At 73.2% G+C, this 8,373-nt stretch carries 5 protein-coding genes; 4 read left to right on the top strand and 1 reads right to left on the bottom strand.

What is annotated here, in order from left to right; all coding sequences use genetic code 11:
- Positions 1–199, top strand: a 199-nt coding sequence (locus VFA06_RS16915; protein ID WP_324841551.1) for a hypothetical protein, incomplete at its 5' end; no start/stop codon positions are given.
- Between the two features lie 182 nt (positions 200–381).
- On the opposite strand, the gene VFA06_RS16910 is transcribed toward VFA06_RS16915, so the two are convergent.
- Positions 382–1,344, bottom strand: coding sequence for a sucrase ferredoxin (locus VFA06_RS16910; protein ID WP_324841550.1), 963 nt, complete (start codon positions 1,342–1,344; stop codon positions 382–384).
- Positions 1,345–1,512: 168 nt separating this feature from the next.
- Here VFA06_RS16910 and VFA06_RS16905 point away from each other — a divergent pair, with 168 nt between their 5' ends.
- From VFA06_RS16905 to VFA06_RS16895, 3 genes are all read left to right on the top strand, one after another.
- The gene (locus VFA06_RS16905) at positions 1,513–2,178 is read left to right on the top strand and encodes a hypothetical protein (RefSeq protein ID WP_324841549.1); all 666 of its coding nucleotides are present in this window, start codon (positions 1,513–1,515) and stop codon (positions 2,176–2,178) included.
- A 123-nt stretch (positions 2,179–2,301) separates the two neighbouring features.
- Complete coding sequence (locus VFA06_RS16900) at positions 2,302–5,550, top strand: FtsX-like permease family protein (protein ID WP_324841548.1); 3,249 nt, start codon at positions 2,302–2,304, stop codon at positions 5,548–5,550.
- Entirely contained in the window at positions 5,547–8,351 is a 2,805-nt protein-coding gene (locus VFA06_RS16895; RefSeq protein ID WP_324841547.1) for a hypothetical protein, read from the top strand. The genes VFA06_RS16900 and VFA06_RS16895 overlap by 4 nt, the downstream gene beginning before the upstream one ends.
- Positions 8,352–8,373: the final 22 nt, after the last annotated feature.

Below are 8,373 nucleotides of genomic sequence, written 5' to 3'. Positions count from 1 at the left end.
ACTCGGCGAGATGGACGCCGACCAGCTGGCCGAGACCACGATGGACCCGCGCCGCCGGATCCTGCGCCGCATCTCGCTGTCCGACGCCGAGGCCGCGGAGAAGATCTTCGATCTGCTGATGGGCACGGATGTGGCCCCGCGTCGTGAGTACATCGTGAACAACGCCGCGCTGCTCGACCGCTCCCGCATCGACGCCTGACAGAGGCTGACAGAGAAGGGGGTCGGCGGCCGGCCATAACGCCGCAGCGCCGCCGACCACGCCGAGACGCACCCCAGTCGGGCTGGCGCAGACGATCGACTCACACAGCCGATCGACCCATGCAGGCAACCAACCCACGCAGTCGATCGACCCACACGGTCGACCAACTCATCGCAGCGGACTCAGGGCAGTTTCTCCAGCTCGGTCGCCCGCAGCTCGATGGGATTTCCGAGTGCCTTTCCGCAGGACTCGGGGCGTGCCACCGAGGCCGGCGCGCCGTGCACTGTCGCCCGGTAGCGGGTGTCATCGTCGACGGTCAGCTCGACCGAGACGTCGCTTTCCCCGATGCGCTCCTCGGCGACGACCCGCACCGCGTCTGCGTCGAACTGCTGAAGTTCCGTGCGCAGCGCGAGATCGGCGGCCTGGCCGGTGCGCGACCACGTGCTGCGGCCCCGCGCGTTCTCTGCCATAACGCGTCCGCTGCGCGCCGCGTCCAGCGCAGCCAACGCCGCGTCGGCGTCGAGCCGGCCATACACGTAACCGGTCGGAAGAACCACGGCCGTCGGCGCGAACCGGTGCCCGCCAAGGTGATCCGACTCCCAGACATCGATGATCGCGCTCGACCCCGCTCCGTCGCGGCCGGCCTCCAGCCTGGCCAGGTCGAGCGCGAGGGCGCGGCCGCGTTCCGCGCAGCACTGATCCCGCTTGCCGTTGGTGCACACCAGCATGACCGGGTTGGCCAGGAGCTCGCCCTCGTGAAGGCGCCCGGCGGCGAGCTCGCCCAGGTCCAGGTCGAGCAACGCGCGCGGATCGGCGAATTTCACCGCACGCACCGTTGCCTCACCCGGGCGCGTATTACACAGCAGCGCTGTGCGCGGGGCGGCCGGATCGGTCAGGGCATGACGGCCAACCCGCCGAATCAGCGCGATGCGTACGCCGATGCTTTCAGCCCGCCGCCCGAGTTCCGCGCCGAGCTCCGGATCGAGGTGCGACTGAGTCAGGGCCCGTGCGCCCCACGGACCCGGCTGCTCGATCGCCAGCCAGGCAGAGGCGACCGGCGCCGTGCCGGCCAGCGGCTCATGCAGCGTGGCGGAGAGGACGGAGCAGTTCGTCGGCGCCGTACGCGCGGCTGGGTGACTAGGCATAGTGACCACCGTAACGAGCGTTTCGCAGGGTCGGTTCACGGGCCGAAGGACCCGACTGAAACACGTTCGGATCCGGGCCGCGCCCGCACTGTGGCGGATCCGCGTCGAGCGACGGATGATGGCGCTAACGGGGGATTGCCGGGGGTTTTGCGGCAGGAGGAATGAGCGATGACCTCGATGGAACCGGCTGGACCCGACCCCGTACACCCCAAGCTCAGCGGCCGCGGCGTGGTACATGAGCACTCCGGGCAGACGACGCACATCCGAAGCGACGAGACCGGCGGCGAACCTCCCCTCGCTTCCGCGCTCGGCACCCCAGCGGTTCTGCTCAACCAGGTGGTCGCGCTGGAGATCGGCTCGTGCGCCTGTCCGGTCGGCATCCACCGGTGGACCGGCGACCGCGTCGGGTCCATCCTGCTCACCCCGACCCAGGCCCAGGTCTGGGCCCGGGCCGGGCGGCTGACCCTGGTCAGCGCCGAAGGCGACGAGTACCGGCTCACCGTGCTGGCCCCTGAGGAGGGCGCGAGCGCCAAGCTCGGCGCGCACTGGCCGCTGCGCGAACCGTCCGGGCGGGTCCGGCGCATCGCCTCGGCGGCCGCGCACGACGTCGGCGACCTGCTCACCTTCCCCTCCTGGCTGGTGCGCACCGCGCACGTCAGCGGCGAGCGCAACGAGCAGCTCGCCCGGGTGATCAACCGCATCCGCAAGGCCAGCCCGGCTACCGCGGTGTACTACGGCCAGACCTTCGGGCATGAACACGCCGGGTCGAAGCAGTTCCATCCCTACGATCACAAGGGTCTGCTCGGGCGCGAGGGCTGGCCGCCCGAGCTGTGAGGAAACCGATCCGGTACCATCTGACGGTTCGTCAGGTCACGGCTTCGTAACTGGTCACTGCGCAGTGCGCCGCTGACTCGCTAGGTTGCCGTTGTCCGGATCGACGGGGAGGATCACAGCGGGGTGGCCGAACGGGCGGGGACAACGCGCGGACTGGTAATCCGGCGTGCCCGGGTGCAGTCCGGCGTCGTCGTGGCGGCCTTCCTGCTGGTGCTCGGCGCCACGATCGCGTTGGTCACCGTCGCCGCGTTCGCCGCGGACACCACCGCCCGCGCGGTCGCCGCGACCGGCCAGCACGCCACGATCTCGCAGCGCAGGATCATCACCCAGGCCGGCGCGGTCACCTCCTTCACGCTGTTCGACACCTCGGTGCAGAACGACGTCAAGACGACGCTGACCGCCCTGCCGAGCACCACGGTCTCCGGGATACTCGGCAATCCGCGGGCCTTGTCCGACTCCGACGTGATGACGCTGCTGTGGACCTCGCCCGCGGTGCGCGACTCCGCCACCCTGGTCAGTGGATCCTGGCCGGCCCCGCCCGAGCCGACCGAGCCGTACGGACTGATCCGCACGCCCGTGCCGGTGGCCGTGTCCGCCTCCGACGCCGCGCGCTATCACCTCGCCGTCGGCAGCCAGGTTCCGCTCCCGCTCGCCCCCGGCACCTTCTATCCCGGCGCGCACGAGGACCGCGGCGTCGTCGTCGGGATCTACCGCCCGAAATCCGCCACCGACCCGGTCTGGGCGATCCCGGCCAGCGCCGGCGGCGCAGTCGAGTTCTTCCTCGTCGACCCGCGGGCCTTCGACACCGGGCGGGTCCAGGCGGCCGGCGGCGTCGCGATCACCTCGCTGGACCTGTCCAAGCTCAGCGCGGGGAACGTGTACGCCGCGGACAGCCAGCTGCACCAGCTCTCCGACGGGCTGGCCAACGACCCGAGCCTCGGCCTCGGCGTGACGGCGAGCGACGACGCGGCGGCGCTGCTCGACGGCACCACCCGGGCGCTGACCGTCTCCCGGCCGGTCATCGCGATCCCCGCGGTCGAGGCGATCGCCATCGCCTGCTGCGCCATCGCCGCCACCGCGCGCCTGCTGGCCCGCGACCGCCGCGCGCAGGCCGCCCTGATGCGTTCGCGCGGCGCGTCGGTCTGGCACCTGGCCCGCTACGACGCGCTCGAAGCGCTCGCGGTGACCGTGCCCGCCATGGTCATCGCGCCCTTCATCGCCGTGCGCCTGGCCGGGCTGCTACCGCCGGCCGACTCGCTCAAACCCGTGCTCGGCGGCGCGGTGTGGCTGGCCGACGGCGCCGCGGCGGTCGTCTTCACCCTCGTGCTGGTTCTCAGCGGCAGCATCACCGCGCGCGACGACTCGGTGGCCCGGGTCGGCCGGATCCCGGTGAGCGTCGCGGCGGCCGGCATCGACCTGGCCGCACTCGCGCTGGCCGCGGCAGGAGTCTGGGAACTGCGCACCGCGCTGACCCGGCAGGCCGCGTCCGGCTCGCTCGACCCGCTGACCGTGTGCGCCCCGACGCTCGCGGTCCTCGCCTTCGCGCTCGCCTCGGTGCGGCTCGTGTCCGTCGTCGGCCGGGTGGCGCAGGCGATCGCGAACCGGGCGCGCGGCTGGTCCGGCGCCTTCGGCAGCTGGCACGCGGCGCGGATGATCCGCACGCACACCGCGGCGGTAGTGCTGATCGCGGCCGCCACCGCGCTCGTCGTGATCAGCGGGGCCAACCGCATCGCCGCCGACCGCTCGGTCCGCGACCAGGCGGACTTCCTCGTCGGCGCCGATGTGCGCGGTACCGCAGCCGACGTGCAGCCGCTGCGCAACGGCGGCGCCGCGGCCGATCTGCCGGGAGTGCGCACGGTCGCCGCGGTCGATCGCCTCACGACGGCGATCGGCCGCTCGGGGACCGGCGGCAAGGCCACGCTCCTCGCCACCGATCCGGCCCGCTGGCAGCAGGTCGCGATCCTGCGCTCGGATCTCGCCCCGGGAGGCGTCGCACAAGCCGTCGCACCGCTGCGCGCGCATCCCGTTCCCCAGCCCGGTCTCGGATTACCGGGCAAACCGCATCAGGCACGCTTCGGGATACGCCTGGCCACCGCTTCCGGTCAGCCGATCCCGGGCGCGACCCTGGACGTCACCCTCGCCGGCCAGGACGGCGAGCCCGACACGCTCTCGGCTCCGCTGGCCGCCGTCTCCGGGCCGCAGACCGTGAACATCGACCTGAGCGCGGCCATCGGCGACGGCTCACGCGTGGCCTGGCCGCTGCGGGTGATCCGGATCGGCGTAGTGCTGCCGACGCCGAGTGCGGGCACTGAGAAAGTCGACTTCGACCTGCTCGCCGCGGACACCGACTCCGGGCGGGCCGAGCTTTCCGCGGGCCAGAGCTGGACCGCGACCTCCAGCGTCAACGTCGCCGTCGTCGCGAACACCAACTACGACCTCTCGCTGGTGCGCCAGTCCGGATCGGCCACCGCGGCGAGCAGCGGCGCCGCGCTGCTGCACGGATCCTTCGATCCCGGCACCGACCCGCCTTCCGTCGGCTACCCCGGCCGCAGCTCCTACAGCGCGGGCCTGGCCGTGCCGGCTCCGGCCGCCGTGCCGGGTTTGGTCACGCCGCAGTTCCTCGCGGCCGCCGGGGCCCAGGTCGGATCGACCGTGGATCTGAGCCTCGACGGCAGCGACCTGCTGCTCAAGGTGGTCGGCTCGATTCCGGCGCTGCCCAGCACCCAGCCGAGCGACAACGCCGTCCTGGTCGATCAGAGCGCGCTCGCCGCGTACGCCGCCGCGCACTCGCTCGCCGCGGTCGGCAGTGGCGAGCTGTGGATCGCGGTACGCCCCGGCGCGGCGACGCAGGTCTCCACCGCGCTGATCTCGGGCGGGCTGTCAGGGCAGACTCAAGACCGCTTCAGCACGGCGGCGCAGCTAACCGGCGACCCGGTGCGCAGCGGCCCCATCGGCGCACTGATCATCGCCGCGCTCGCCGCGGTGCTGTTCGCGTTGTTCGGTTACGGCGCGCATGTCGCGGCGGTGCTGCGCGAGCGGGTGCCGCAGCTGGCGGCGGTGCGCGCCCTCGGCGTCGGCGCCGGGCGGATCGGCGTCGCGTTCGGCGTGGAGCAGTCCCTGGTCGCGGCGGTCGGCGTGATCGCCGGGGGAGCGGTAGGCCTGCTGCTGTCCCAGCTGATCGTGCCGGTGACCGTGCTGACCCGCGACGGGCAGGCGCCGATTCCGTCCGTCCTCTCGGGGCCGGACTGGGCGGCGGTGGGATGGAGCGCGGCGGCGACCGTGGCCGTGATCGCGGCCGCCGGACTGTGGGCCGGGCTGCTCGTGCCGCGGCTACGCGTGGCGGCGCTGCTGCGAGCGGGGGACGCGGGATGAGCGAGCAGAGGAGCAGTCGCGGCCGCCGCTTCGGCGTCGTGCGCGAGATATTGGCGACCGGCCGCGCCTATGCCGGTCCGCTGGCCGCCATCGCGCTGATCACCCTGGTCGTGTGCACCGGGCTGGTCGGGGGTCAACGCGAGCTGGACGCGCACACCACCAGTGCCTTCCAGAGCTATCTGCGGCAGCACGCCGGCACCTCCGCCATCACCGCGACCTCGACGATGACCGAAGGTACGAGCTCTGATCTGGAGCAGGCCAGCGCCGGAGTGCGCAAGCTGCTGCCCGCTCCGGCCAGCGCCTACCGCGACGAGGGCTGGACCTTCTCGATCCCCGAGTCGATCAGCAACCTGCCGACCTGGCTGCCGAGCGAGAACCCGGAGCAGAGCCGGGCCCTGCACCAGCTGCCCTCCGGCTTCGAACTGGTCACCGACTCCCGGTTGCTCGCCGATTCCTCCTCCGCACTGCGCTTCACCGCGGGCAAGGCTCCGTCCTGCGGCGGAACCTGCACGGGCGTCGACGCGGCGCACGCCCTGCCGATCGCCGTCTCCGAGGAGTCGGCCGCGTCACTGCGCATCGGGGTGGGCACGCAGTTCACGCTCACCTCGCCGAACAACTCCCAGATCCACGCGGTCATCAGCGGCCTGTTCCGCGCCGCCGAACCGGTGCCGGCGGACGCCGCCGACCCGGTGAACCGACTGCTGCACCCCGAGCAGCATCTGAGCCTGGACAAGATGGCCACGGTCGGCCCGGTGCCCTGGCTACAGTGGCAGGCGCGGGCGCTGGTCGCCCCCGACGCGGTCGCCGTCGCCACCGCCTGGATGTCGGCCAACCTGACCTGGAGCTACTCGCTCGTGCCCGACGGTTTGTCGGCCGGCGACGCGCAGCCCTTCGCCGCGCGCATCAGATCCCTGGTTTCCGCGGCCAACACGCTGACGGTCGCCGGGGACAACCGACCCGGCCGTGTCGCCGGAACTCCGGTGTTCGCGCCGGCCGCGGTGGTGAGCGGCATCCCGGACACCGTCGCGGCCTTCGAATCCGACGCCACCGCCGCGCACGCCCTCGGGCTGTTCGTGCTGATCGCCGCCGCCGTGGTCGGCATCGCCACCATCCAGCTCGCGCTGCGCGTGCTGTTCGCCCGGCAGGAATCGGATCTGGCCTTGCGCCGGGCGCGCGGTCTCGGACCCGCCGCGGCGGCCGGTCGCGCCGCGCTGCAGACCGCGGCCTGCGCCGTGCCTGCGGCCGCGATCGGCGTGTGCGCGGCAGTCCTCGCAGTGCACGGAGGCAACGACCGCTTGGTGATCGGCGTGGGCGTCGCGGTGGTCGTCGTGCTGCCGCTCGCCGCCGCGGGGATCGCCATGATGCCGGCGCACCGTCAGGGCCCGGTCTCGCGGCGTCGGCGTGCACTGCGCCGCACCGGAGCCGGCCTGCTCCTGCTGCTGCTCGGCGCGGCCGTGGCCGCCGTGCGCACGCAGTTGTCCGACGCCTCAGATCCCGACCTGGTCAGCGCCAGCCTGCCCACGCTCGCCGCGACGGTCGGCGCCCTGCTCGTCGGCGCACTGGTGGCACTGCTGGCCCGCCCGGCCGCGTGGATCGCCACCGGCCGCACCCGGACCGCTGCCCTCTTCCTCGCCGCCGCGCACGCCGCCCGGCGCCCCGCGCTGCCAGCTGGCGCGGCCGTGGCGCTGCTCGTGGCGACCTCCTCGGCCGTCTTCGCCTCCTGCTTCACCGCCTCGCTCGACTCGGTGCGGCAGTTGACCGCCTGGCAGCAGACCGGCGCGGACCTGCGCGTGAACGCGAGCGAGGGCTCGCAGATCGACGCCACGGACGAGGCACGGATCGCCGCGGCCCCAGGCGTGCGGGCCGCCGCGACCGGCGCGATTTTCTCCCAGCAGCAGCTGAGCACGAAACAGGGCGTGCTGCCGCTGACCGTGGTGATCGTCGATCCGGCCGAGTACGCCAAGCTCATCGCCGGCACCAGACTCGACTCCGCCGACCTGCAGAACGCGCTGCACGCCCTCGCCACCGCGAAGCCCAGCGGCGGCGCGGTCAGCGCCCTGATCTCCGACAACCTCAGCAGCCTGATCCAGCCGAACGGCGAGGACTCGGTCGGCGTGGAGAACATCGGCACGCCGATCAACCCGGTCGCCCACCTCGGCTCATTCCCCGCCATCAGCGGCGTGGGCACGTTCCTGGTGCTGCCGCGCGACCAGATCGAGACCGTGGTGCACCTCGATCCGGCGCCGATCACCGACGCCTGGTTCGACCTGAGCGGCGGCCACACCGAGGCGGTCGCCCGCGCGCAGGCCGTGCCCGGCGTCACGGTCACCGTCCGGGCGCAGCGCGCGGCGGGCCTGGACAGCGGGCCGATCGGCCAGATCGCGCACTGGACCGCGCGCGCGGCGATCATCTTCGACCTGGCGCTCGCCGTGGTCTGCCTGCTGCTGGCCGGCACGCTCACCGCGCGCACCCGCGCCGCCGGCCGCACCTTCCTGGCCACGCTCGGCGCGCGCAGGTCGACCGGCGTCGCCTCCACGGTCCTGGAAACCCTGCCGGCCTTCGTGATGATCGGCGTGGTCGCGTTCGGCGCCGCCTTCGGCGCGCTGGCCCTGCTCGCCCCGCTGATCGGCCGGATGGCGGTCGGCGATCCGCACAGCCTGCCGCTGTCCGGGCTGGCCACCCCGGCTACGGCGATCCTCGCGGTGTTCGGCATCCCCGCCCTCGGCCTCCTGCTGGCCGCCGCGCGCGCCGCGACCGAGCACCGCACCCGGCTGTCCTTCCTGCGCGAGGAGCGTGACTGATGAAGGGACCGTGCGAACCGTG

This window comes from Actinocrinis sp., assembly GCF_035653575.1.
Lineage (GTDB): Bacteria > Actinomycetota > Actinomycetes > Streptomycetales > Catenulisporaceae > Actinocrinis.
Note: the sequence above shows the minus strand (reverse complement) of the source record. Positions and strands in the feature narration are given on the sequence as shown.